At 41.8% G+C, this 26,349-nt stretch carries 22 protein-coding genes; 8 read left to right on the forward strand and 14 right to left on the reverse strand.

Annotation, left to right across the window (positions count from 1 at the left end; translation table 11 throughout):
• Positions 1–118 precede the first annotated feature (118 nt).
• From VXQ11_RS05215 to VXQ11_RS05225, 3 genes are all read right to left on the reverse strand, one after another.
• On the reverse strand, positions 119–400 hold the full coding sequence (locus VXQ11_RS05215; RefSeq protein ID WP_000985610.1) for an addiction module antidote protein: 282 nt from the start codon (positions 398–400) through the stop codon (positions 119–121).
• Positions 401–703, reverse strand: coding sequence for a type II toxin-antitoxin system RelE/ParE family toxin (locus tag VXQ11_RS05220; RefSeq protein ID WP_000286964.1), 303 nt, complete (start codon positions 701–703; stop codon positions 401–403). It lies immediately after the preceding gene.
• Between the two features lie 100 nt (positions 704–803).
• Positions 804–1,661, reverse strand: coding sequence for a hypothetical protein (locus tag VXQ11_RS05225; protein ID WP_064102929.1), 858 nt, complete (start codon positions 1,659–1,661; stop codon positions 804–806).
• Between the two features lie 600 nt (positions 1,662–2,261).
• Here VXQ11_RS05225 and VXQ11_RS05230 point away from each other — a divergent pair.
• Complete coding sequence (locus VXQ11_RS05230) at positions 2,262–3,461, forward strand: PilT/PilU family type 4a pilus ATPase (RefSeq protein WP_005246179.1); 1,200 nt, start codon at positions 2,262–2,264, stop codon at positions 3,459–3,461.
• 80 nt (positions 3,462–3,541) lie between these two features.
• Here VXQ11_RS05230 and VXQ11_RS05235 read toward each other — a convergent pair whose 3' ends face one another.
• The 4 genes from VXQ11_RS05235 to VXQ11_RS05250 form a co-directional block, all read right to left on the reverse strand.
• Entirely contained in the window at positions 3,542–4,744 is a 1,203-nt protein-coding gene (locus VXQ11_RS05235) for an MFS transporter (protein WP_416705569.1), read from the reverse strand.
• Between the two features lie 213 nt (positions 4,745–4,957).
• Complete coding sequence (gcvH, locus tag VXQ11_RS05240) at positions 4,958–5,332, reverse strand: glycine cleavage system protein GcvH (RefSeq protein WP_004280423.1); 375 nt, start codon at positions 5,330–5,332, stop codon at positions 4,958–4,960.
• Between the two features lie 82 nt (positions 5,333–5,414).
• Positions 5,415–6,443, reverse strand: coding sequence for an AraC family transcriptional regulator (locus tag VXQ11_RS05245; RefSeq protein WP_064102928.1), 1,029 nt, complete (start codon positions 6,441–6,443; stop codon positions 5,415–5,417).
• Between the two features lie 464 nt (positions 6,444–6,907).
• A complete protein-coding gene (locus VXQ11_RS05250) occupies positions 6,908–8,761 on the reverse strand; it encodes an ABC transporter ATP-binding protein (protein ID WP_144724844.1) in 1,854 nt (617 codons plus the stop codon).
• Positions 8,762–8,967: 206 nt separating this feature from the next.
• Between VXQ11_RS05250 and VXQ11_RS05255 the strand changes: the two genes are divergently transcribed.
• Entirely contained in the window at positions 8,968–9,621 is a 654-nt protein-coding gene (locus tag VXQ11_RS05255) for a hypothetical protein (RefSeq protein ID WP_416705570.1), read from the forward strand.
• Between the two features lie 113 nt (positions 9,622–9,734).
• Here VXQ11_RS05255 and VXQ11_RS05260 read toward each other — a convergent pair whose 3' ends face one another.
• Positions 9,735–10,988 carry a mechanosensitive ion channel family protein gene (locus VXQ11_RS05260; RefSeq protein WP_416705571.1) on the reverse strand — a complete coding sequence of 418 codons (1,254 nt, stop codon included), beginning with the start codon at positions 10,986–10,988 and terminating at the stop codon, positions 9,735–9,737.
• A 523-nt stretch (positions 10,989–11,511) separates the two neighbouring features.
• On the opposite strand from VXQ11_RS05260, the gene VXQ11_RS05265 reads away from it, so the two are divergent.
• Positions 11,512–13,305 (forward strand): NAD-dependent malic enzyme, encoded by a 1,794-nt coding sequence (locus VXQ11_RS05265; RefSeq protein WP_416705572.1) that lies wholly within the window; start codon positions 11,512–11,514, stop codon positions 13,303–13,305.
• 200 nt (positions 13,306–13,505) lie between these two features.
• On the opposite strand, the gene VXQ11_RS05270 is transcribed toward VXQ11_RS05265, so the two are convergent.
• From VXQ11_RS05270 to VXQ11_RS05290, 5 genes are all read right to left on the reverse strand, one after another.
• Positions 13,506–14,042 (reverse strand): DUF2058 domain-containing protein, encoded by a 537-nt coding sequence (locus VXQ11_RS05270; protein ID WP_064102924.1) that lies wholly within the window; start codon positions 14,040–14,042, stop codon positions 13,506–13,508.
• A gap of 12 nt (positions 14,043–14,054) precedes the next feature.
• Positions 14,055–14,732: a YoaK family protein gene (locus tag VXQ11_RS05275; RefSeq protein ID WP_064102923.1), complete on the reverse strand. Its 678-nt coding sequence runs from the start codon at positions 14,730–14,732 to the stop codon at positions 14,055–14,057.
• Positions 14,733–14,774: 42 nt separating this feature from the next.
• Entirely contained in the window at positions 14,775–15,971 is a 1,197-nt protein-coding gene (sstT, locus tag VXQ11_RS05280) for a serine/threonine transporter SstT (protein WP_064096686.1), read from the reverse strand.
• Positions 15,972–16,299: 328 nt separating this feature from the next.
• On the reverse strand, positions 16,300–18,048 hold the full coding sequence (locus tag VXQ11_RS05285) for a SulP family inorganic anion transporter (protein ID WP_416705573.1): 1,749 nt from the start codon (positions 18,046–18,048) through the stop codon (positions 16,300–16,302).
• 183 nt (positions 18,049–18,231) lie between these two features.
• The gene (locus tag VXQ11_RS05290) at positions 18,232–18,549 is read right to left on the reverse strand and encodes an ArsR/SmtB family transcription factor (protein WP_064096688.1); all 318 of its coding nucleotides are present in this window, start codon (positions 18,547–18,549) and stop codon (positions 18,232–18,234) included.
• 281 nt (positions 18,550–18,830) lie between these two features.
• Between VXQ11_RS05290 and cysK the strand changes: the two genes are divergently transcribed.
• From cysK to VXQ11_RS05310, 4 genes are all read left to right on the forward strand, one after another.
• Entirely contained in the window at positions 18,831–19,829 is a 999-nt protein-coding gene (cysK, locus tag VXQ11_RS05295; protein ID WP_416705574.1) for a cysteine synthase A, read from the forward strand.
• A 184-nt stretch (positions 19,830–20,013) separates the two neighbouring features.
• Positions 20,014–22,707, forward strand: a complete 2,694-nt coding sequence (locus VXQ11_RS05300; protein ID WP_416705575.1) for a heavy metal translocating P-type ATPase — start codon at positions 20,014–20,016, stop codon at positions 22,705–22,707.
• Positions 22,707–23,114, forward strand: a complete 408-nt coding sequence (gene cueR / locus VXQ11_RS05305; RefSeq protein WP_064096691.1) for a Cu(I)-responsive transcriptional regulator — start codon at positions 22,707–22,709, stop codon at positions 23,112–23,114. The genes VXQ11_RS05300 and cueR overlap by 1 nt, the downstream gene beginning before the upstream one ends.
• Before the next feature lie 49 nt (positions 23,115–23,163).
• Positions 23,164–23,358, forward strand: a complete 195-nt coding sequence (locus tag VXQ11_RS05310) for a heavy-metal-associated domain-containing protein (RefSeq protein WP_144724668.1) — start codon at positions 23,164–23,166, stop codon at positions 23,356–23,358.
• A gap of 94 nt (positions 23,359–23,452) precedes the next feature.
• Here the strand turns inward: VXQ11_RS05310 and VXQ11_RS05315 are convergent, their stop codons facing one another.
• A complete protein-coding gene (locus VXQ11_RS05315; protein WP_064096693.1) occupies positions 23,453–24,058 on the reverse strand; it encodes a TetR/AcrR family transcriptional regulator in 606 nt (201 codons plus the stop codon).
• A gap of 498 nt (positions 24,059–24,556) precedes the next feature.
• Here VXQ11_RS05315 and VXQ11_RS05320 point away from each other — a divergent pair, with 498 nt between their 5' ends.
• On the forward strand, positions 24,557–26,338 hold the full coding sequence (locus VXQ11_RS05320; RefSeq protein WP_416705576.1) for an acyl-CoA dehydrogenase C-terminal domain-containing protein: 1,782 nt from the start codon (positions 24,557–24,559) through the stop codon (positions 26,336–26,338).
• Positions 26,339–26,349: the final 11 nt, after the last annotated feature.

Consider the following 26,349-nt stretch of genomic DNA (forward strand, 5'->3'; position numbering starts at 1 on the left):
CTGTGCTTGACTCTTGTGGTTAAAAACAGGACATTTTAAATGGTTTATCGCATAGACATTTTAATTGGTGAATAACACGAAAAAGGGAGCTTTAGGCTCCCTTTTTTACTAGTTTTTTTTAAATTGCTAAGCGTAAATTCAGTGCTTTTACCACTTTAATGACAGTATCAAAGCTTGGATTTACATCGCCAGAAAGTGCTTTATAAAGACTTTCTCGGCCTAAACCTGTGTCTCTTGATAATTGAGCCATTCCTTTAGCTTTAGCAATATTACCTAAAGCTTTTGCAATGAATGCCGCATCACCATTAGATTCATCTATACAGGCTTGTAGGTAAGCTTGCATATCTTCTTCTGTTTTAAGATGTTCAGCACTGTCCCATTTACGAAGTTTGATAGCCATTTACAGCTCCTCCTCTAAATCTTGTGCTAGTTGTAGGGCAAGTTTTATATCTTTACTTTGCGTAGACTTGTCTCCGCCTGCTAAAAGAATAACGACCCTTTGCCCTTGCTTACAGTAATAGATCCTGTAGCCAGGTCCAAAGAAGAAACGTAATTCAGAGACACCTTCACCGACTGGCTCAGTATCTCCAAAGTTTCCATCTTCAACCCGATCAATTCGGACTTGTATACGCCTTTTTGCCTGCTGGTCTTTTAACTTAGTAAACCAGTCATCAAAGACTTCAGTGGTATATATTGAGTACATAAGAGTAATGTATCCTATAGGATACATTCATGCAAGAAATAAACTTGAATGTATGGGGCTTATAACAGAATTTCGTATAACGCCCATTATGTTAAATACATTATTTATTTTTTTGAACTTTTGATTCTACGATGAAATCTAGTACGACTTTTTGTACTTGTTGTTGAATGAACTGCCAATCTTTTAAATGAACGCTGTGAAAAACAACTGAAATTCTCGCCTTCATTTCTGGTTCTAGCACAAACTCTTGTTCACACCTACGTGCTTTAGGATATTCAGAATGACTACATTTTATCAGGGTCATTACTTTGCCTGTTTCATCCTTTTCCACATAGAGGTCTTTTATATCATATAAGGAAGTACTTCTTCCTATATTCATTATTAGTCTTTTATTTTCTTCTATCCACTGGGGATGTGGTACATATTTTTGCAACGCATAAACATAGTCGCGTGTCGGTAAATATATATACTTATAGTTAAATTGTTCCAAGTCCTTTCTTTGTATATCTTTATTTTTTAAAGTATTATTTCTTAACCGAGTCGTTAAGTCACCATTATAAGATTGGTCTGCATATACAGTAGCACGTATCCATTGATTATCAGGTAGATTAATTTCTGCTTTGTACTGCTTTTCAGAATAAGGTGGTGCTTTATGATAAATAACCAGAACCAATCCATCTGTATAGCGCATTTCAAATCCAAATGCTTGTATCTTAGATTCATAAGTTCTTACTTTTCTTTTATATTTCTTCTTCGTATTGACTCCTACATTATCTTCATATTCAACCCATGGTGCCTCTCTTCCTAAGTGCACAGGTTTACCGCCTAAGTCACCTATATTATAGCGTACCCCATATTGGTCTCGTGGTGTTTGAAATTCTATACTCTCTGATTCATCATTTAGATTACATCCCACTAGTGATATAGCAACAAGGCTAAAAGCCCAAATTTTTTTCATATCAATTTTACCTACAATGAGGATTAAAAAGATTTTAAATAATTTATTTTTCTACAATTAACATAATACACCTTATACGAAATTCAATTTTTTATTTCTTATAAATCATGTTTTTATGGATTTTTCATGTTCCACGGTCATTTAGCAATCAATGTTCCATGGTTCTATTGAGTTTTAATAAATAATATCCAGTTTTTTAATGAGTTATTATTCCATATGCGGAAACTCAAATTGGATTTATAGAAGCGAGTAAGTTGGGTAATCATAAGAAACGAAAATATGTTATGTCTTTGATAGATATTAAATGCGCCGTTCAAAGAAACTTTATTTATTGTAAATCATAAATAATGAGTCATCTACGAGAATTCAACCTTTAAAATTACAATCCTATTTTTTTGGCAGAGTTACTTTAAAAAGCTTGAATACTTCTACTTAATTTAATTTTTATTGAAGTACATCACACAAATATTAAAAAATATTTTCTTTATAAATCAAATATATTTGAGCATATTTATAAAACGCTGCACAATGAAATCAAAATATATTGGCATAAATCTAAGATCAAGATTTGTGCAGTTGTGCATTTCCGGGGGAAAGAAAATGTTCACGGCAGAACTGTTGGACGAAGCAAAAAAATTCATGCATCACATGCTGACTAAAGTAGTGGAATATGGTGGCTCAGATTTATTTATTACGGCTGATTTTCCACCGAGCATCAAACATCAAGGCTTAATGAAACCTTTTGGACAACAGGAACTTACAGCTGAAAAAACCAAACTGTTTGCCTACAGTCTGATGAATGATAAACAGCGTAAAGAATTTGAAACTGAACTTGAATGTAACTTTGCCATTACTGTACCGGGCGTCTCCCGTTTCCGGGTCAATGTGTTCCAGCAACAACTTAATGTGGGCATGGTGATTCGTACCATTACTGCAGAAATTCCAAATTTCCAGAAACTGAAATTACCGGAATCCCTGAAACATGTGATTATGGAAAAACGTGGACTGGTACTGGTAGTCGGAGGAACGGGTTCAGGTAAATCAACTTCACTCGCAGCCATGATTGACTACCGAAATGAAAATTCAGCAGGGCATATCATTACCGTAGAAGATCCGGTTGAATATGTGCATAAACATAAAAAATCCATGATTACTCATCGTGAAGTCGGAGTGGACTGCCATTCTTGGCATAATGCGCTGAAAAATACCTTGCGTCAGGCTCCGGATGTAATTCTGATCGGGGAAATTCGCGATACTGAAACTATGGAACATGCGATTGCTTTTGCGGAAACTGGCCATTTGTGTTTGGGAACTCTGCATTCCAATAATGCCAACCAGACTTTGGACCGGATTATCAACTTCTTCCCTGAAGAACGCCGGAATCAGTTATTGATGGATTTGTCTTCAAATATGAAGGCGATTATTTCACAGCGTCTGATTCGGACTCAAGATGGTAAAGGCCGTCGGGCAGCGATTGAAATCATGCTGAATACACCTTTGATTTCCGACCTGATCCTGAAAGGCGAGTTTCATGAGCTGAAAGCCATTATGGCTAAATCCCGTGAACTGGGCATGCAGACTTTTGACCAAGCCTTATTTGACCTGTATAACCAAGGCGCCATTTCCTATGAAGAAGCTTTGCGTAATGCCGATTCTACCAATGAGTTACGTCTGCAGATCAAGCTGAAAAGCAATCGTCAGGACAGTACTGCACCAGCTAGTGAAGCAACCCAATTCACCATGATGCAAGATCCAAAAGCGGATGAGAAAGAAGCAGAGAATACTTCGGTGTCAGAATAAACCTTTACTCAAAACATCACAGGCAGAATTTTCTGCCTGTTTTGACTTATATTATTTATTATTCAATCCAATCCATAAAATTAGTCAGTTTTGCGTTGTACCAGCAGCTTAAAATAAACAATGTTGCTCAGCGTTAAAAGACCACACAAAATAAAAGCCAACTGATAACTATAAGCGGCAATGATGGCGCCAATGAGCAATGAACCGATGGCAATACCCAAATCATAGAATGTATAAAAAGTTGAGGTTGCATAGCCAATCCGATGCTTGGGGGCACGTTGAATCGCCAAGGTTTGAATACAGGGCTGCACACTGCCAAAACCTACTCCAATCATGACTGCAGCAAGCATGAATCCCCATAAGCTCTGGATCTGGCTCAGTAAAAATAGGCCCAAACTAAAAGCCACCAATGCCGGATAAATCACATATTGTGGACCTTTACGATCATAAATTTTTCCGGTGATCGGCCGTAAGCTCATCATGGAAATTGCAAAAACCACAAAGAACAAACCAGCATAAGCCATTAAACCTTTGCTGGCTGCAAAGGGAGCAATAAAGGACATAATGCTGGCATAAGAAAAAGAAATCAGCATGGCCAGTACCGCAACAGGTAATACCGTCTTTTCTACAAAATCTGTCAGCTCAAGTGATGTTTTCTTGTTAGAATTTTCAATTATTTTTTCAGGTTCTTTGACCGGAATCAGAAAACAGAAGGTAAATCCGATAAAGACCAGGGCAACCAGCAGTATGCTGACCTGAAAATAAGACCAGTATTCCATCAGGCTCAGACCTATAAATGGCCCTAAAACAATCCCCAGATTAACCGACATGACAAAATAGCCCATACCTTCGCCTTTACGCTGTTCCGGAATAAACTGGTTTACGACAGGCACACAAACTGTGGTCAAGATACTAAACCAGATACCATGCAAGAAACGGATGATAAACAGAATCGTGAGCTGATCAGCGAACAGGTAAGCTAAGGAAAAAATATTGAAAAATATTTCTGAGACAATTAAGGTTTTGCGTATACCGAATCTTTCGATAATTAAGCCGCTAAAAGGACGCACTGCAATGGCAGAAACCATAAATAAAGTCATGGCCAGACCGGCCTGGGTTAGATTACCGCCTAACTCTTTCAAGATGTAAATTGGCAAAATTGTAGTTTGTGCAAAATAGAAAATAAATAAAAACAGGTTATTGGACAGACAAAGTACAAATGACTTGGTCCAAAGAAGTGAAGTATTGTCGTTCATGAGGATCCTGAATAATATGTGCGACAAGCGCTGAGACTGCACATGAGTATTATTTTTATAAGCAAGCACGACAGATGGGCTGCAAAGCAAGTACCTTAATCACTTTAAGAAATATATGTGAAAAGTGCAATAAGTTTCCGACAGAAACACCTTGAGTTTAATCGGGAAAAATAAGTAAAAAGTTTGTCTTTTCTATAAAAAAATCAGCCCGGAGGCTGATTATCTGAATCTTGGACCAGCTTAGAGTCCAGCTTCATATTCTGTGTTGGAGAGCAGTTTTTCGACATCGGCCATATTGTCCGGCTTGATTTTATAGATCCAGCCTTTGCCATATGGATCATCATTAATAAAATCAGGATCATCTTCAAGATCAGGATTAATTTCAACCACTACACCAGACACCGGTGCATGAATATCGGAAGCAGTTTTGACAGATTCAACTACACCGGCCTGTTCGCCCGCAGTGATATGTGAATCAAGATCTGGTGCTTCGACATAGACCAGATCGCCTAATGCATCCTGTGCATGGTCGGAAATACCGGTCACAACAAGATCACCCTCAATGCGCACCCATTCATGTGTACTTGCGTACTTTAATTCTGCAGGATGATTCATTGATAACTCCTTAAAAATCTTAAGATCATTTTTGACATGTTTTATACATTCTTTTTAAGCAAAACAAAAGGCTTATACTTCCTTATAAATAAGGATCTTTGCGCCAGTTGCTCGGGCTGCGACCACTCCAGCGTTTAAACGCCCGGCTAAAATTGGCGACATCGCTATAACCCAGTTCATCGGCAATCTGTTCCAAGGTAAAATCTGTCCGGGATAATAACGAGGTAGCATGCCGGTAACGCACTTCATCGACCAGGGTAGAAAAGGAGGTGCCTTCGGCGGCAAGTTGACGTTTTAAGGTACGGTCAGACATATGCAAGCGATCAGCCACACTTTCAATACTGAGATAGTGTTGCTCGGCATGGGTCAAGATATCCCGGACACGCATGGCAATCCGGTGCCGTTCGCCCAAGGCAGAAAGTTCTGTTTCACACTGGTTAATCGCAATCTGGCTGGCAATCGGATCGGCATGTACCAGCTTGTTCATCAGGTAGCTTTTATCAAAACTCAGAATTAAATGCGGCTGTTCAAAGCGGAACTGATGAGTAGGGAACTTTGCCATAAAGCGTTCAAAACCTTCCGGCTTCTTAAAATCGAAGTCGATTTCTCCCGTTGCATCGTTAACGCCTGTAATCGCTTTGGCCATACTGATCAGACCAATCATCAAGGCAATGGAAATTTCGGTGCGCAGCGGTTCAAGCTGAATATCGGTTTGCAGTTGTACCGTGGCTTTAGCACCAAAAGTCGAGAAAAATAGTTGCAGAAAGGGTAAGCGAAGTTGAATAAATCGATTCGCCAGTACCAGCGCATCAGTAATATTATTCGCCGTCATAATGGCATAGCCAATAAAGCCATGAATCGAGATCCGCATCTGTGTGCCGAGATGATAGCCCAAGGTCGGTTCTCCGGTCAGTTTCAGGGCATATTTGACCAGTTCATTGGCGACAGGGGTTGGAATACGAAAATCAGGATCTGCCAACTGTTCACTGGTCAGGCCAAAAGGTTTGAAAAGCGACTCATTATTATAACCCCAGCGGGAAATGACATCGAGAAGCAGGAGACCGTAAACACCTGGAATTCCTTGGTCTTGGCGTGGAGCAATTGTTTTCATGCGCGATCCGTTGCACTCATTCAAATTTTTTTATTTATGAATAGATATTGGCATGAAGCCACCAAATTTTTCATTAAAATTGTTGGACAAAATTTTGGCGATTGTGACTGTGCCTCTGGCAGATTAGCCTGAATTCAGCCTTAAAATCAATTAAACCACATAATTTTGTTGATGAAATTAGAATTATTTTATTGAACCTGTCGTATTTCTGCATGGGCTAGCCCAAAATCTGAGAATACGGCGTAAGTGTAAATTAAAATTGAAACATGCTTCATGAGGGTACTTTCAATGCCCATATGCTGGGGAATTTCAGTAAAAAATATCGGATAGATGGCAACTCAAGGTTCATCTGTAGAGAAGATTTTAAAAAGAAAGGTCTGGGCAAAGTTTTCTTTTGTCCCAGACCTGTTCAGTATTGAAGCCGATCAAATCATCAGAAGTTTTGAAATCTTCTAGAGATCATATTATTCATGATCTTTTGATGCTTTGATTTGTTGCTCAATCAGCATGCCGCCAGTTTGACGCTGCCAAAGCTGGGCATAGATACCATTTAATGCCACCAGTTCATCATGCGTGCCTTGTTCGGCAATTCGACCCTGATCCATTACAATCAGACGATCCATCTGCGCAATGGTCGAAAGGCGATGCGCAATGGCAATTACGGTTTTACCTTTCATCAGTTCATCCAGGCTGTTCTGAATGGCAGCTTCTACTTCAGAATCCAGTGCACTGGTGGCTTCATCCAGAATCAGAATCGGCGCATCTTTCAGGAATACACGTGCAATTGCAATCCGTTGACGCTGACCACCGGAAAGCTTCACGCCACGTTCGCCTACATAGGCTTCATAGCCTTTTTTGCCGCGTAGATCAGTCAGATTTGGAATAAATTCTTCTGCTTTGGCTTTACGCACAGCTTCATACATTTCTTCATCGCTGGCATCAGGACGGCCATATTTAATGTTTTCCGCGACCGTGCGATGCAGCAGTGAAGTATCTTGGGTCACTAAAGCAATATTCTTGCGCAAACTGTCCTGAGTGACCTCATCAATATCCTGACCATCGATCAAGATACGGCCCTGGTTGAGATGATAAAAATGCAGCAACAGCTGAATCAGGGTGGATTTCCCTGCACCTGAACGGCCGACAATACCAATTTTTTCACCTGGATGAATGGTGAGATTAAACTGATCAATGACGTTTTTATCATTATAGGCAAAGCTGACATTTTCAAATTTAATTTCACCATGCTTTAGCTGCAGTTCTTTGGCACCTGGTTTATCTTCAATGGTAATTTTACGGCCTAAGGTCTTCATGCCATCTTGGATGGTACCCACATTTTCAAACAGGGCGGAGGTCTGCCACATCATAAATTCGGCAATACTGTTCAGTTTCAGTACCATTGCCGTAGTTGCGGCAATAATTCCCAGCTCGGCCTGACCTTCCATCCACAGCCAGATCGCGGTACCCAGTACGCCACCGTACAACACCACACTCAGCAGTAAAATACTGATTTCGTATTGCGCACCCAGACGCATCTGTTTATATACCGTGACCATAAATTCCTGCATCGAAGTTTTGGCATACTGGCTTTCGCGGCCGGCATGGGCAAAAAGCTTCACGGTCTGGATATTGGTATAGGCATCCGTGATACGGCCGGTCATGACCGCACGGGCATCCGCCTGGGCATTGGAAATTCGGCTCAAACGAGGAATAAAGTAACAAGCTGCACAGATGAACAAGGCTAGCCAGACCATCAGTGGAATGATCAGCAAGGGGGAAATTGCACCCAAAACAATATTGATGGTGATGAAATAAATCAGCACATAAGCCAGCATGTCACCCAGAATTACCCAGAACTCGCGTACTGCCAACGCCGTTTGCATGACCTTGGCCGATAAGCGTCCGGCAAAATCATTGTGGAAAAAATCCAGGCTTTGTTTCATCAGCAGATTATGAAAGCGCCAGCGTAAACGCATTGGGAAATTACTGTACAAAATCTGGTGCTTGATCAGCGATTGTGCACTGGCGAAAAAAATATTGGCCAGAAGAACAATACTCAGTAAGGTTAAATTACTGGCATGTTGCTCCAGAAAAGTATCCGGCTGGCTTTTACTCAGCCAGTTCACCAGGTCACCAATTTTTGAGTAAAGTAAGGCTTCGAAGCTGGCTGCACCAGCAGTACACAGTACCAGAATCAGCAAATAACGGCGTACGCCATAGGCTGCCTGCCAGACAAATGGAAAAAACCTGGTTGGTAAAGGTTGGTTGAGATTTTTGGTGGGATAGGGGTCAACCAGTCTTTCAAGCCATCGAAACATTATCGTACTCTTATCATGCATTTTGCTTTTCGAGAATTATAAAGGATTCTGTTTTTTTAAGCCCGTAATTGGGTGAAATTGCCACAAAATTATTTAAAAGTCAGACTTTACTTTTCAATATGGATACGTAATTCTAAATCCATAATTATATTAAATTTTAATCAATTTTTTACACTCAAAACAATCCTAAACGAGAGCAGTAAGATATGAGTATTTGGATAGTAGCTAGCCGTAAACGAGGCTCAGGAAAAACCATGATTGCCATGCATATCACTGAGTTATTACGTGGGCAAAGTCCTACGTTATTGCTTGATGCCAATCTGGAGCCGCAGGGTTTTGAATGGGCAAATCTGAAAAATGAAAAATTTTCTTTCGAGCATCTGGATGTCTTAAAACATGACAGTCATAGTCTGGATCACCGGCTGGATATGCTGAAACAGCAGTTCAGCTATATTATTGTTGATATTGATGGGCAGGATACACCTGCCTTACGTTCAGTCCTGAAACATGCAGATAAACTGATTATTCCAAGTTCCATTAATCCAGAAGATAGTCAGCTTGAAACCGAACTGGTGCAATTGGCGATTGGGATTGCACAATATAATACTCAATTAAAAGTTTATACTGTATTAAATAAGGTTCCTGAACAGCAGCTTGCGGAAATGAAGCAGACACAGAACCTGCTCAAGAATATTCCCGGTACGCAGTTTCTGAATACAGTAATTTATGAGCATCAAGGAAACCAGAATTTATTATTAAATGGTGCAAGTATCTGTGACGATCAGATCAATTTAGAGCCTGATTTTTATAAAATGCTGCAGGAGCTTATGCAGGAAAAATCCTCTAAAATTTCAGGCTGACCGCCCAAAGATTAAATTTATATTTTAAATTATTGATTTTTTATCAAAACAGAATAGTTAAAAGCCTGAAATAGGACAGTATTTCAGGCTTAAAAAATTGTCGGAACTTATAATTAACTAATAATGGAAGAAGGTTGACTAAATGCTTCTTTTAAATCAAGACCTGAAGGGGCTTGGTACACTTTTAAACCAAATTCAGGAATAATCGCCAATAGATGATCAAAAATATCAGACTGGATATTTTCATATTCGGCCCAAACCGTGGTATTGGTAAAGGCATATATTTCTAGTGGTAGACCTTCACTGGTCGGTTGTAACTGACGCACCATCAGGGAGTGATTTTTGCTAATTCCCGGATGCTGTTGCAGATAGAACTCTACATAGGCACGGAAGGTACCAAGATTGGTGAGACGGCGCTGGTTGTACTGTGAATGATGGCTCAGTTGCAGGTTAAATTGTTCCAGCTCTTCTGATTTGGTATTTAGGTACTGATCCAGCAGAATAAAATTTTTCAGCTTGTTCTGTTCCTCAGCTGACATGAAATGCACGCTGCTCTGATCGACATGAATGGAACGTTTAATCCGGCGCGCACCGGCTTCCTGCATGCCACGCCAGTTTTTAAAGGTATCCGTCACCAGTTTATTGGTCGGAATGGTGGTGACTGTTTTATCAAAGTTCTGCACGGTAATGGTGTGTAATGACATATCAATGACATCGCCGTCCGCATTTAAAGATGGCATTTCAATCCAGTCACCAATACGCACCATGTCATAAGAGGAAATCTGTACCGAAGCCACCAGCGATAGGATGGTATTTTGGAACACCAGCATCAGTACCGCAGCCATGGCACCAAAACCGGCCAGCAAGGTAAAGACATCTTTTTTCAGGAAAGTTCCCAGAATCATCAGACCACAAACGATGAAGATAATCAGTTTGACCAGCTGTAAATAACCCTTGATTGGCTTGTTACGCGACTTAGGATTGCGTTGATAAATCAGGTTGAAAATATTTAGCAGTTCACCAATTGCCAGAGCAATGGTCAGGAAGATGAAGGCTTGTGCACCCATCTGGATGAAGGTCTCAACCTTGTCAGATAAATGCGGAACGGTGGTAATCCCGTTCATAATTACAATTGCGGGCACGATATTGGCAATGCGACGAATCACGCTATGCTCGGCAATGATTTCATTATGTGCAAAAGGCATTTTGGAAATCATTTTACGAATTCCACGTACCACAACCTGTTTGGCAAATAGATTGGCAAGAATGGCCAGTAAAATCACAATACTGAGTGAAGACAGCATTTCCAGCCATGGATACTGATCTGCCCAGACCTGTATATTCTCGATCACCTTAAACTGTTCCAAGTTATCTTTTCTCATTCAATTAAAAAATAGTTATAGAGTTTATAGCTTTAGCATGAATTTTTTAATTTTAAATAAACTTTTAATACATTTCCTCATATGCTGTTTACTATCAAACGGTTAAAAAGGCCTGAAAATACAGCTCTAGCTTGGTTTCAAGTTTCATATTCAATAGATTTGCTACTGAATATTTTTTATGAGAAATAAGTTTTATTTTTCAATATATAATATTTGAAGTTACAAAATATAGATTTTTACTTTTATTAATAACTAATATCATTTAATACAAGAAGAATTAAATTGAAATCAATTTTTTAATTATCTCATTTAATATTAATGCCTAAAGGTAGAATAATTATTAACACAGAATTTAAAAAAATAATGATTTCAAAAAAACTCGCAGTGCATAAAGAAAATATGCGAATAATATTTTAACAAGTGTTGATTCTAAAAAGATGCTCGGCTGAGCTGATATTTAATCCAGATACTTTCTCAACATCCTATAATTATTTTAAAAGGTATGAATATGTATACTCGTCAAGCTAAAGTGGTTGTTGAAAATAACCAGCGTAAATTTAAAACTACTGCACGTGGCTATGAAGTTTTGCGTGATCCTGCCTTAAATAAAGGGACTTCATTTAGCATAGAAGAAAGAAAAGCTTTGGATTTAACCGGGATTTTACCACCCGTGGTAACGACTGATATGGAACTGCAATTAAATCGCGCCTATCAGGCTTACCAAGCCTGTAACAGTGATTTGGATAAGCATATTTATATGTGGCGTCTGCATGATAATAATGTGACATTGTTTTATGCATTATTACAGCGTCATATGCTGGAAATGTTGCCTGTGGTTTATGACCCGATTGTGGGGGAGGCAATTGAAAATTATAGTGAAATCATGACACGTCCACGTGGTATTTTCTTGAGTATTAATGAACCTGAAAGTATTGAAGAAAAGCTTCGATCCTATGGTGCTGAATCTGGGGATATTGATCTGATAGTCGCTTCCGATGCTGAGGAAATTCTGGGAATTGGAGACTGGGGTTCAAACGGGGTAGATATTTCCATCGGTAAGCTGGCGGTTTATACCGCAGCTGCGGGAATAGATCCACACCGGGTTATCCCTGTTATTCTGGATGTAGGCACCAATAATGAAAAATTATTAAATGATCCGTCTTATGTCGGGAACCGGCATGAACGTATTCAGGGCAAAGTTTATGATGATTTTATAGATGCCTATATAAAAGCTGCAAGAAAGTTATTTCCACAAGCTGTTTTGCATTGGGAGGATTTTGGTTCGACCAATGCCCGGCGGATTTTAGACCGTTACCGAGAAACCCTTCCAACCTTTAACGACGATATTCAGGGCACAGGTGCTATTGTGATGTCTGGCCTGTTAAATGCAGTTAAATTAAGTCAAACACCGTGGACTGAACAGCGGGTAGTGATCTTTGGTGCAGGCACAGCAGGCTGTGGTATTGCAGATCAAATCTGTGCTCAAATGATTCGTAGCGGCCTGACAAAAGAACAAGCCATTTCCCGAATCTGGTTAGTCGATTTGCCCGGCTTATTAACTGAAGATATGAATGATGGTCTTCTATATTTCCAAAAAACCTATGTGCGTAAAAATGCTGAAGTTGCTGGTTTTAATCGGGTAGTTAATCATACTGCGATAGAGGCAAGAACACGTTGGCCCCATATGGCAGCATTACAAGCAAAAGCTAATCAAAATAAAGGGATTATTGATCTTGCAGAAACTGTTGCACAAGTAAGACCCACTATTTTAATAGGAACGTCTACCACACCGGGTCAATTTACAGAACAGATTGTAAAAAATATGGTCAATTATGTTGAACGTCCCATCATCTTTCCATTGTCCAATCCAACATTACTACATGAAGCAACACCGCAACAGCTGATTGAGTGGACGAATGGGAAAGTATTTGTGGCAACCGGAGCACCATTTGATGATGTGATTTATCACAATGTGCGTTATAAAATTGGCCAGGCCAATAATGCGGCACTTTATCCAGGTTTGGGTTTTGGTGCAATTGTTGCCAAAGCTCAAAAAATCACGGATGAAATGATCTTTGCCGCCGCCCAGGCCGTGGCCAGTCAGGCAAATTTAGGTTCTGAAGGTGCCTCGTTATTACCATCAAATGCCGATCTGAGAGTAACTTCCAGTGTTGTTGCCTTAGAAGTGCTTCGTACTGCACGGGACCAAGGAATTTCTGAGCTTAAAACAGAAGAGTCTGATGTTGAGGTGATTCGTCAGGCTGCTTGGTGGCCCGTATATGTACCTGTAGAAGCTATCTAGTTTCAGCTTAAAAATGAGGATATAGAGGAGCCGGGTTAAGCTGCATCTTTTTATTCTAAAAATACATTTCATCTTGTTATAGATGCAAAGGTGTTCAAATACCAGCTTAAGTCAATTTTTAATTATTTGAACTAAGATCTTGAATATATAATTTAATAAAACCGGCCTGAGCCGGTTTTATTTATTAGATAAGAATAGGCTTACCACATCAAATCATCTGGAATGACATAATCTGCATACGGATCTTCTTCATCAGTCGTTTCTTCATTTTTCTCTGAATTATTCACGATGATAAAGCCTTGCATTTTGGCATTGATACGATCCGCCAGCGCTTTAGGCAGGAAAGCATAACTTTCATTTTCGCGGGCGATCACCAGGCTTCCTGCGACCAAGGCATTATAAATTTGCTGATTCAGATAGACTTTCTTGATTTTAGAATCATCAATAAACTGATAGGCAATTTCACCGTCAGTGTCACGAATTTTATGCTGATTGATCATTTGCATGATAGCAGCTTTGAGCTCTTTTTCTTGCAGCGCTGCTTTTTTCTCTCGTTCAATCGCCTGATCTTTTGCCAGCTTTTCCTGTTTGGCCTGTTCAATTTTAGCCTTGATTTCAGCATCACTGCTATCGCCAGTGCGCTTTTCGTGAACGGCCTGTTTTGACAGTTTTTTTGCTTTCTTATTATCGACCAGACCTGCCTTTAACAATTGTGCCTGTAATGCGTTTTTAACCATAAGAATGTCCAGTTATGAGTCGAATTGATGTCGATAACGTATATAAATCACCCAGTAGGTGAGGCTGAGGGTCAGACTCAATACGACCGGGATCAGGAATGAGTTTAATTTTAAATAAGGGTAAACCCAACTGGCAAGAAGACCACCACCGAAAAAACCGAGTAAAATCAGAACATGTAAAATCACCCGGCGTGGTTCCACATCCAATCCGCGTATACGGTAGCCTAAGGCCAGACCAAGATCGGTCAGTACGCCAGATAAATGCGTGGTGCGAATAATTGCGCCCTTATAATGGCTGACCATGGCATTTTGTACGCCCATTGCTGTACAGGCCCAGAGCAGGCCATAGCGAGGAAAATAAGGGAGCAATATCCAGCTTAGCAGAATAAACAAAGCCACCAGGCTGAGCGGATAGCCATAAAGACGTCCTAACTGAAAGTGACTGTTACCCAGAATAAGACCGCTATACATTGAGCCAATGACATAACATAGCGTTACCAGAAACAGATACACGATATGCTGCGGTTCCCAATTCACCAGCGCCATGGCCAGCATACTGATATTACCGGTCATATGGGAAACGGATTGGTGCAGGACAGTAATCAGACCGAGTACATTAATCATGCCGGCATTCACGGCAAGAAAAAATGCACCCAGATGAATCCAGATGGGTAAACGCTGTAATGGCATAACAACATCAATGGCTAAACATATTGTTTAATTAATATAAAATCAATTTGATGCGCGGTCTACTGCTGTAGTGAACAAAACGTCAGTCGATGAGTTTAGCGCGGTTTCAGTAGAATCCTGTAATACACTGATTACCATGCCAATTGCAACAACTTGCATGGCAATGTCTGAAGAAATACCAAACAGGCCACATGCGACCGGAATCAATAGCAATGAACCACCGGCAACACCAGAAGCACCACATGCCGAGATTGCAGCCACCACCGAAAGAATCAGCATGGTGGTAAAATCGACATTAATTCCCAAAGTATTCACGGCAGCCAATGACAATACGGTAATAGTGACAGAAGCACCAGCCATGTTGATTGCAGCACCGAGAGGTATTGCAATACTTGCAGTCGATTCTTTGACACCTAAACGTTTTGCCAGATCCAGGTTTACTGGAATATTGGCTGCCGAACTACGGGTAAAGAAAGCAGTAATACCACTTTCTCGCAAACAAGTGAACACCAGTGGATATGGGTTATTACGCGTGATTAAGGCAACCAGAAGCGGATTAATGACCAGAGCCACAAAGACCATGGTTCCGAGCAACACGGCAAGTAAATGCACGTAACTGGTCAGCGTTTCGAGGCCAGACTCAGCAAAAGTCACTGCAACCAGACCAAAAATACCTACAGGCGCAAAACTGATAACAAGACGAATGACATAATTCACCGCAAAGGCTGCATCATTCAAAAGTGTCTTGGTTGTATCTGATGCATGACGGAAAGCAATACCTAAGGCTACTGACCAGGCCAGGATACCAATAAAGTTAGCTTCAGCAATGGCAACCACCGGATTAGCGACAAAACTGAGCAGCAAATTTTTCAGAATTTCTACCAGACTGCCAGGTGGCTGCAAGTCAGTTTGTGTAGCGATATCCAGGAACAGTGTACTTGGGAATAAAATACTCGCAACCACAGCGCTGAGTGCAGCAAGGAACATACCAACCGCATACATTATCATAATCGGCCTGATAGCAGAGTTAGACTGACCCACCTTAAAATTCGCGATAGAAGCTAACACTAAAATGAAAACCAGAATCGGTGCAACAGATTTCAAGGCTTTAATAAACAGGTCGCCTAGTAGGCTTAATGAGGGAGCAACTTCGGGAAATACCACAGCCACAGCCACGCCTAAAATAATGGCGATGATGATTCGAGAGACTAAGCTCATGCGCGTAAGGGCAGAAAACATAAGGTTGCCTTGTGAAAATTACGAGGGCTAAATTTGGGAAAAAGTTGCGCTATTTTATACTTAATTTAAACAAGGCTTAAAATATATTTTCATATAAAAACCAAGATATTGATATTATTGATGTATTCTAAACTTAACGGGTTTAAAACATTGCTTATATTGAAGAAAAACTTCTTAAAATGATGAATAAATCACCACTTTTAAAATTGTATTCATGAAATAAATATCAAAGTTAAATAGATAAATTCAAATTATATTTGAAAATTCAGAAAAGACGGTACTTATGACCGGTCGGAATCTCCGGCCATAAGTTCAAATATCTGCTATTTTAAATCATATAATCTTTATGCTGCTCAAAGATTTCGGGTGCCAGATCCCGAATCGCCTGAAAATGGGTCAGATAAATGAGCCCGCTCAGATGCGTCATCAATTTAGAAGCTTGCAGCTTGTCCATAACCGGACCTTTGACTTCGGCAAAATGCAGGCGAATATCCAGTTTGGCCAGTTCGGCATTTAAATCTTCCAGCATTTCCAAGGCACTCAGATCAATCGCACTGATGCTGGAACAGTTGATAATCACATGTTGTAGCTGGTCATTCAGGCTGATCTCATTGATCAGATAACCTTTGAAGCTATTGGCATTCAGAAACGTCAGATTCTCATCAATCCGCAGTGACAGCACCCGATCGGAGGTACTGACCTGATGACGCTGAATATTGCGAAAATGCTGGGTTCCTTCGACCAGACCGACAACCGCAATATGCGGCCGGCTGATTCGCCATAGCATCAGCACAAAGGTCGAAACGATCCCAATAATCAAACCAGTGGAAATATCAATCAGGACCACGCCCAGAAAAGTAATCCACATGGCAAGACCATCTGCTTTGGAATAACGCCAGGCATCAACGAATGGCTGAAAGTTAACCAGTTTCCAGATTGATACAATAATTGTGGCGGCCAGAATCGTCAGGGGCAGATCTTCAAAAAATCCGGTAAAGAACAGGCTGACAAAAATAATCAGAATTGAAGATAAAACACCAGCCATAGGTGATTTAGCACCGGCATCAGCATTCACCACAGTCCGTGACAGGCTGCCCGTTACCGGAAAGGCTGAGCTTACGCCTGCACTGATATTGGCCAGGCCGAGCGCGATCAGTTCCTGATTACTATCTAGATGGCTGCGCTGCTGCAATGCAGTGGCTTGCGCAATCGAAAGTGATTCTACAAAGCTGATCATGGCGATCATGCTGGCACCAGGCAACAAGGTCATGACCAGTTCCCAGTTCCAGTGCGGGAAGGATAAAGGCGGAAAACCGGATGGAATTGCACCGACGGTTTTAATGCCATAAACCTTTAAATCCAGAAATACAATTGCAGCAATGCCCAGACACACCAGAATCAGGGGTACCGCCCGGACCAGAAAATCTGTAGGACCAATCCGGCTTTGTACAGCCTGGGATTTTAATAACTTGGGCAGATAGATCAGCAGACTGATAGACAGCAGGCCGAAAATCAGGCTAGGGAGGTGCAATAGCGGGAAGTATTGCAACAAGCTACTGACAAACTCCGGAATATTATTGGCTTTTAGGGGGAGATCAACCAAAAACTTTAACTGGCCAAAAGCAATGAGCAATGCTGATGCAATGATAAAACTTTGAATCACGGGATGGCTGATTAGCTGGATCAGAAATCCAAAACGGAATACGCCTAAAAGCAGGGAGATAATGCCAACCATCAGTGCCAATAACATTGCAGCTTCGATATAGACCGGGGAACCCACTTCAAACAAGGGATTAAGCGTGGCGAAGGTCATCATGGAAATGATAGCCACCGGGCCGATTGACAAAGTCGAACTACCACCGAGCAAAGCATAAATGATCATCGGCAGAATGCTGGCATACAAACCCATGATCGGTGGCAAGCCTGCAAGCATGGCATAGGCCATCCCTTGGGGCACCAGCATCGCCACTACAATCAGGGCAGCCAGTACATCGGATTTAAATTTGACTGGCGTATAGTGGCTTAACCAGGCCCAGGCAGGGAGTTTATGCAGAATTTTAGACTTGGAATTTGGCATAAAAAGGTCTAAATCACAAATATAGATATATTATGCACAAATTCTGCTAAGAAGTCTTAGCTGTTCTAAATATGTGATGATTCATATTTAGAATCATCGGAACAAGTCACATTGCATCTAAAAATCTGGAATTCTGATTTTTATAATGTAAAACACCCTTAATGTCTAAAATTTAAATAACCATTAATTTACCTTATTGCTGCAATATAATTGGTAAAGTGTATTTAAGACGACAATCAAATTTTGGTCTTTAATTGAATAATAAATCTGTTTGCCATTACGCCGGGTATGGACTACATCACTTTTACGCAGCATCATCAGCTGCTGGGAGAGCGTAGGCTGTTTGATTTCAGTCATTTGCTCGATTTCTGAAACATTCAGTTCCGCTTGTGACAGATGGCATAAAATGAGAAGACGGTCAGTATTGGCCAGAGATTTTAAAATGCCGACGACCTGTTCTGCTGAATTGCGCATGGTCGTGATTTCAAAATCGGTTTTCATTCAATATATCCATTATAAAGTTACAGCCAGTCAATTATACGGGGCTGGGTCCTTAATACATTGCTAAAAACAGTTAAGTTTTATGGTTTTTAATGAATTGAATTATCAATTAAAATTATATTTTAAATATTGATAGATAAGATAAATTTATTGCAGCATGTGAGAAGCATTTTAGTTCTCATTCGTGCAATGAAGTGCAAGTTTCATCAAACATCTACAAAGCACAAAAATGCTTGTATGATGTTTAAATGACTTGAACCAATAACATCAGGGATATCATCATGAGTACAGATTCAGCTTTTCCAGTACCGAGTAATCTAGGTATAGCGGTTTATAGTAATAATGCAGAGGCGATTGGAAATACACCACTTGTTCGCATTAATCGTGTGATTTCAGGTCCAGCCAATGTACTTGCAAAAATTGAGAGCCGTAATCCTGCATTTTCAGTAAAGTGTCGTGTGGGTGCAGCACTAGTTGCTGATGCAGAAAAGTCAGGCAAACTCAAGCCGGGGATGCATATTGTGGAGCCAACCAGTGGCAACACTGGGATTGCACTGGCTTTCGTTGCTGCAGCCAAAGGCTATGATATTACTTTGACCATGCCATCGAGCATGAGTATTGAGCGCCGTAAAGTGGTCAAAGCGCTAGGTGCTAATCTGGTACTGACAGATCCGGCTAAAGGCATGAAAGGGGCAGTAGAAGAAGCACAACGTCTAGTTAATGAGAACCCTGAACTGTACTACCTGCCACAGCAGTTTGAAAACCCGGCCAATCCAAAAATTCACGAAGAAACCACAGGACCAGAAATCTGGGAAGCAACCGGTGGTAATGTGGACATTCTAGTTGCTGGTGTAGGCACCGGCGGTACCATTACTGGGGTTTCACGTTATTTTGAAAAAGTGAAAAACAAGCCTTTATATTCAGTGGCGGTGGAACCTGCTGAATCTGCAATTATTGGTCAGGCGAAGCGTAGTGAAACCCTAACCCCTGGACCACACAAAATTCAGGGTATCGGCGCCAACTTCATTCCAGGTAATCTGGAGCTGGACCTAGTCGATGAAGTGATTGCCATTAATAGCGCAGAAGCAGTTGAATGGGCACGTAAAACTGCCGCTCAAGAAGGTATCCTTGTGGGAATTTCATGTGGTGCAGCGATGGCAGCAGCGGCCCAGGTGGCTGCTCGTCCTGAAAATGCCGGCAAGAATATTGTGGTGATTTTGCCAGACGGCGGTGAACGCTACCTGTCTTCAATCCTGTTTGAAGATATTTCGGCTGACTAGAGTCCGGTACATTTTAGATCAAAAGTATCGCCATCAAAGCCCGACGTTATGTTCGGGCTTTTTATTGAGCTACATGCCTTCATATAAGGAGAAATAAAGAATTTATCCCAAAACCTTGACCTTACCATAATGGTAATGTTTAAGCTATGGGATAGGTAGTGAATGGGCGAATGGAGAACACGGAATGAATATATCAGCGACTCCCCAGTTGCATGAACAACAGGTGCAGATTAGCGGTATGACCTGTGCCTCCTGTGTAGCTCGGGTGGAAAAAGCCTTAAAAAAAATTGAAGGCGTGGTCGAGGCATCTGTCAACCTGTCGACTGAAAAAGCTTTTATTAAAAGCCAGCAGCCGATTGCTGCCGCTGCGCTGGTTCAAGCAATTGAAAAATCCGGTTTCGATGTGCCGACGCAACAGTTTGATTTGAATATTGAAGGCATGACCTGTGCATCCTGTGTGGCTCGCGTAGAAAAAGCACTCAAAAAAGTAGAGGGTGTGCTGGATGCACAGGTCAATCTGGCCACTGAAAAGGCGCATGTGAGTGCGATCAATTCTGTGCCATTATTTAAACTAACTCAGGCAGTACAAAAAGCCGGTTTTGATATTCAGACTGACCGGATTGAACTGGCAATTGAAGGTATGACTTGTGCTTCATGTGTGGCACGAGTCGAAAAAGCCTTATTGAAAGTAGAAGGCGTCAGCGAGGCGCAGGTCAATCTGGCCACCGAAACTGCCTGGGTGAAAGCCTCACAATCCCAGATTCCGGCATTGATTGCTGCTGTGGAGAAAGCTGGTTATCAAGCCACACTAAAATCCGGTACCGATCTCTCAGCCGAGAATCATGTGGCTTTTCAGGAAAAGAAAGCCAATGAAACTGCACAGCTGAAACGCGATTTATGGTTGGCACTTGTTCTGGCAATTCCCGTATTTATTCTGGAAATGGGTTCACATCTGATACCAGCTTTTCATCACTGGATTACCCATACACTGGGAACACAAAACAGCTGGTACATCCAGTTTGTATTGACCACCCTGGTACTGCTGATTCCAGGACGACGTTTTTATCAGCATGGGATTCCGGCATTATTACGTCTGGCACCAGATATGAATTCTCTGGTCGCAGTCGGAACCATTGCAGCTTACGGATTTTCCTGTATTGCGACTTTTTTCCCGCAACTGTTACCGCAGTCCACCGTGCATGTGTATTTCGAAGCGGCTGCCGTCATTGTTACGCTGATCTTACTGGGGCGTTATCTGGAGGCCAAAGCCAAAGGGAAAACTTCGGAAGCGATTCAGTATCTGGTCGGTTTGCAGCCGAAGACAGCCCGAGTACGACAAAATAATCACTGGGTTGATCTGGCAATTGCTGATGTGCAGCAAGGTATGCTGATTGAAATCCGTCCGGGTGAAAAAGTTGCTGTCGATGGTGAGGTTGTTAGCGGGCAAAGTTATATCGATGAAGCCATGATTAGTGGTGAACCTTTACCTGTGGCCAAACAGGTTGGCGATCAGGTCGTGGGGGGTACGGTAAACCAGAACGGAACCCTGCAAATCAAGGCCACTGCGGTCGGACAGGATTCGGTGCTGGCACAGATTATTCAAATGGTAGAACAGGCGCAAGGCTCAAAATTGCCGATTCAGGCCGTGGTCGATAAAGTAACCTTATGGTTTGTACCTGCGGTCATGGCGCTAGCGGCCTTGACCTTTATGGTATGGTTCCTGTTTGGGCCTGAGCCGAATCTGACCTACGCATTGGTAAATGCAGTTGCTGTACTGATTATTGCCTGTCCATGTGCGATGGGACTGGCGACTCCTACCTCGATTATGGTCGGAACTGGACGTGCAGCAGAACTGGGCGTGCTGTTTCGTAAGGGCGAAGCATTGCAGTTATTGCAGCAAACCAAAGTCGTCGCACTGGACAAAACTGGAACCTTAACTGAGGGAAAACCGCTGCTGACCGACTTTGAAGTTACGGCAGATTTTAATCAGCAGGAGGTATTGCAACTCGTCGCTTCAGTGGAGGCTAAATCTGAACATCCGATTGCTCATGCCATCGTTCAGGCTGCCCGCAAGCAAGAACTTGAACTGAGTGAAGTAACCGATTTTGATTCGATCACTGGTGCAGGGGTCAAAGCACAGGTTGCCGGTCAGCAGCTGCATATCGGTGCAGAACGTCTGATGCAGGACTTGGGTCTAAATGTCGATCTGTTTAAGTCTGCTGCACAAAAACTCGGTGATCAGGGCCGCAGTCCATTATATGTGGCAATTGATCAGAAACTGGCTGCGATTATTGCCGTCGCCGATCCGATTAAACCAACTACTTATAGTGCGATTCAGGCCTTGCATGACCAAGGCCTCAAAGTAGCGATGATTACGGGTGATAATCAGCATACCGCGCAGGCGATCGCCAAACAGCTGAAAATCGATCAGGTGATTGCCGAAGTCTTGCCGCATGAAAAAGTCGATGCAGTACGTCAACTCCAGCAGCAATATGGTGTGCTCACTTTTGTTGGAGATGGAATCAATGATGCACCGGCACTGGCCCAGGCCGATGTTGGTATGGCGATTGGTACCGGCACCGATGTCGCGATTGAGGCGGCCGATGTCGTATTGATGTCAGGCAATTTACAGCATGTGGCGACAGGCATCGGCTTGAGTCAGGCCACTATGCGCAATATCAAACAGAATCTGTTTTGGGCCTTTGTCTATAATATTGCCTTAATTCCGATTGCCGCAGGTGTGCTGTATCCGTTTTGGGGTATTCTGTTATCGCCAATGTTTGCCGCAGGCGCAATGGCATTGTCCTCCGTGTTTGTCGTTAGCAATGCCTTGAGATTAAAGGCTTATCAACCGGTGCAGTTTAAGGAGTCAGCGTGATGAATATTGGCCAAGCCGCAAAACGCTCAGGCATCTCTGCAAAAATGATCCGATATTATGAAGAAATTGGCTTGTTGCCCGCTCCGAAACGAAGCGATGCAGGCTATCGGGTTTATACTGATGCGGACATTAAAACCTTAAGTTTTATTCAGCATGCACGTGAACTGGGATTTTCATCGGAGCAGATGAAAGAACTGCTGGGCCTGTGGCTGAACAGCTCACGCCAGAGCAGCGAGGTCAAACAGCTGGCTCAAAAGCATATCCAGTTTTTACAACAGAAAATTGCCGATATGCAGCATATGCTGATGATATTACAGCAATCGGTGGAGCAGTGTGCCGGCAATGAACAGTCCGATTGCCAGATTTTAAAACAGATTGAACAAGGTGTCAGAACTGAGCAGCAATGACATGCGCTGTATTCACATCAATTTTTAAATCGATCCTATGGAGCTAAACATGAAATTCCGTATTGAAAACATGACTTGTGGTGGCTGCGCACGCAGTGTCACTGCCACAATTAAAGATCTGGATGAAAATGCCACAGTAAATATTGACGTGGCCAGCAAGCTGGTCGAGGTTGAATCGAGTGTGAGCGAATCCGAGATTGTTGCAGCTTTAACTGAAGATGGTTTTCCACCTGTGGCAGCCTGATGTTGATCAGATGAGATGACATAAAATATTTTTATAGACTCATACTCTTGAATAAAAAATGCCTGAGTAAATCAGGCATTTTTTATTCAGATCATTATACCGACGAAATTTTATCCGGGGTCATGAGTGCCTGATTAATATACAGCTTGATCAGACGTTCGCGTGAACCAATTGCTTTTTGATAATTGCTTGAATTTAATAACAGTGAGGCGCCATAGGTCACAGTCCAGATATAAGATAAATAATCCCGAATCGACATGGCACTTTCTAAAGCAACCAGATAATCATGAGTGATGTCTTTAATCCGGAGAATCCGTTCTTCACGAATACGATAAAGCTCCTGAAATAAATCTTTCAGATTCTTTTCATTATTGGTTAAACGCTCTTCAATGACATGCAACAGAATGGTCCGGTTGGAATTAAGCATGTGATAGAGCATATATTGTGAAACATAATTTTTAATATCATTATTATGCTTTTCTGATATTTCAAGAATTCTTTTTTCATTAAGAATAATTAATTCTAAATATAACTGGTTCTTGCTTTTAAAATGCTTGTAGATGGTTCCTTTGGCAATATCCAGTTCACTGGCGAGTTCACTCAAGGTGATGTCCTGATTATTGTCAAGCAGCAAACTCTCTGCCATGTTCAGGATCTTCTCTTTACGAAGAAGGAAGTTCTGCTGTCTTACAGTCATCATCTTCTTGGTCCATACTTTTTGAAAAACAACCTTCCAAGAATATGCAATTTTGCACGTGATTACTATAAAACTAAGGTCGTGATATTTATCTTATTTTGTATATTTATGCAGCAACTGCTGGCAAATAAAAATAGGCAGGGTGACAAGCTCAAAATATTGTCAAGAAAATTGAACCCTAGAGATCAACTTTGCTAAATAAAATTCCATTTCCAGTATATTTATTTTATTGTTTCAGCGCACCAAGCTAAATCCTTTGACGGTATTAAGCCCGCATTCATCAGGGTTTTGCGCAGAATACAGAGCAATATTAAGCTGACATATTCAGTAGATTATACTGGACAAGAAGATGTGAGTTTCAAAGCAGTTTTATGAGTCACTTTATTATTCACTGTTGAATGAATTTGATATCAGGATTTTGCAATTGTCTGCAGTAAATCTAATCAAAATCAGAAAATACCTGGCAACAGGATTGAGTATCACCATTTTAGGAAGTTGAAAATGCCGATTTATAATGCGCCGCTGAAAGACATGGAATTTATTTTAAATGATGTATTTCAGGCTGAACAATTTTGGCAAGGTAACGAAAATCTTGCACATCTCGATATGGCGACTGCAAATGCGGTTCTGGAAGAAATGGCAAAATTTTCAAAAAATGTCATTCTGGATCTGAATCGTCCTGCAGATGAAGAGGGTGGTGCTCAGTTTAACAATGGGGTGGTGACGACACCCAAAGGTTTTAAAGAAGCGTTCAGACAGTTTGCCGAAGGTGGCTGGGTAGGCTTGGGTGCTCCTGAAGAATGGGGCGGACAAAACATGCCGAAGATGCTCACGGTTCTGGCGGATGAAATGATCTGGAGCACCAATCCATCTTTCATGCTTTACCCGCTATTAACGGTGGGTGCAGGTATGGCCATCAATGACCGTGCATCCCAGGAACAGAAAGAAACCTATTTACCAAAATTCTATACGGGTGAATGGTCGGGCACCATGTGCCTGACTGAACCACATTCCGGCACAGATCTTGGCATTATCAAGACTAAAGCTGAACCGAATGAAGATGGTTCATACAATATTACCGGCACCAAAATTTTTATTACCAGCGGTGAGCATGATCTGAGTGAAAATATCATTCATCTGGTGCTGGCAAAAACTCCGAATGCACCAGCAGGTTCACGTGGTATTTCCCTGTTTATTGTACCGAAATTCCTGGTCAATGCAGATGGATCACTGGGTGCGCGTAATGCAGTATCTGCCGGTTCAATCGAACATAAAATGGGAATTAAAGGCTCGGCGACCTGCGTCATGAACTTTGACGGCGCCAAAGGCTATATGGTTGGCAATGAAAATGAAGGTCTGGCCGGCATGTTCGTGATGATGAACTACGAACGTTTATCTATGGGAATTCAGGGCATTGGTGCAGCAGAATTTGCCTACCAGAATGCGGCACAATATGCGACGGACCGTTTACAGGGCCGTGCATCAACTGGTGCAAAATCTCCAGAAAAACCAGCCGATTCAATTCTGGTCCATGGCGATGTACGCCGTATGCTGCTCAATGTACGTGCTAACAATGAAGCTTCACGTGCTTTCGCGGTGTATGTAGGTCAACAGCTGGATATCACCAAATACTCAACCGATCCTGAAGCGGTGCGTAAAGCAACTGACCGTGTGGCGCTATTAACGCCAATCGCCAAAGCTTATTTGACCGACAAGGCCTTGGATTCTGCACTGGAATCACAAATGTGCTTTGGTGGTCATGGCTATATCCGTGAATGGGGCATGGAACAGTGTATTCGTGACCTGCGTATTTCACAGATTTATGAAGGCACCAATGGCGTGCAGGCAATTGACCTGATTGGCCGTAAAACCACCAAATGTAATGGGGCTTATATCGCAGAATATATTGCTGAAATCCGTGAATTTGCCCAAGGCCTGGATGATGCATTAGCAGTTAAAGCTGCCACCTTGGAAACCTGCCAGCAACTTGAAGACATCACCAGATTTATCGTCGAGCAGTCTCAGCAGAATCCTGATTTCGCCAACTCCATTGCTGTTGATTATCTGCATGCTGTAGGTCTGCTGAGCTTTGTCTATATGTATGCACGTATCAGCAAAGCGGCGGTTACCAAAGAAGAAAGCTATTTCAAGAACAAGCTGGTACTGGCAAATTACTATATTGCTAAAGTACTCCCGGATTTGAGTGCGAGAATTCAACGTATTCAGGCAGGTGCGGAGCTGGTGATGCAATTGCCAGAAGAATATTTCACTGCACAGGCCTAAACCCGCAAATA

Origin of the sequence: Acinetobacter sp. 197, from assembly GCF_048148385.1 — a bacterium.
GTDB lineage: Bacteria > Pseudomonadota > Gammaproteobacteria > Pseudomonadales > Moraxellaceae > Acinetobacter > Acinetobacter pecorum.